This is a genomic window from Pantoea sp. USHLN256, assembly GCF_037149875.1.
Lineage (GTDB): Bacteria > Pseudomonadota > Gammaproteobacteria > Enterobacterales > Enterobacteriaceae > Pantoea > Pantoea nemavictus.
The window spans coordinates 1-581 of the sequence record NZ_JBBCQO010000031.1; the positions used below are offsets into that span (position 1 = coordinate 1).

At 48.7% G+C, this 581-nt stretch carries 2 tRNA genes and 1 rRNA gene; all 3 read left to right on the forward strand.

Annotation, left to right across the window (positions count from 1 at the left end):
• Positions 1-67: ribosomal RNA gene (locus WFL93_RS24100) — 16S ribosomal RNA — on the forward strand; the annotation flags it as partial.
• Positions 68-140: 73 nt separating this feature from the next.
• Positions 141-217: transfer RNA gene (locus WFL93_RS24105), tRNA-Ile, on the forward strand.
• Positions 218-333: 116 nt separating this feature from the next.
• Positions 334-409: transfer RNA gene (locus WFL93_RS24110), tRNA-Ala, on the forward strand.
• The last annotated feature ends 172 nt before the right edge of the window (positions 410-581 follow it).

The following is a 581-nucleotide window of genomic DNA, read 5'->3' on the forward strand; positions in this document are numbered from 1 at the left end:
ATTCATGACTGGGGTGAAGTCGTAACAAGGTAACCGTAGGGGAACCTGCGGTTGGATCACCTCCTTACCTGAAGATACCTTCCCGCGAAGTGCTCACACAGATTGTCTGATGAAATTAAAGAAGAGCGTAAAACGCCTGCAGGCTTGTAGCTCAGGTGGTTAGAGCGCACCCCTGATAAGGGTGAGGTCGGTGGTTCAAGTCCACTCAGGCCTACCAAATTCTTCCCGTTTCTGCGTTGTGCCGACAGCTCGCATACTTCAGTATGCTTCGTGTCGTCACGCCTTGAACCTGAAAGAATTCTCCTGGTAAGCAAGCGTTTTACAAAACTCTATGGGGCTATAGCTCAGCTGGGAGAGCGCCTGCCTTGCACGCAGGAGGTCAGCGGTTCGATCCCGCTTAGCTCCACCATCAACGACCCCACGTTGATAACTAACTTCAGAATGTATCCTCGGGTGCATTGCGAAGTTATTGCTCTTTAACAATCCGGAACAAGCTGAAAATTGAAACGACGTGTTGGTTCATTTCTCCGTAATAAGAAATGAATAACAACATGTTCGAGTCTCTCAAATGCTTACAGTCC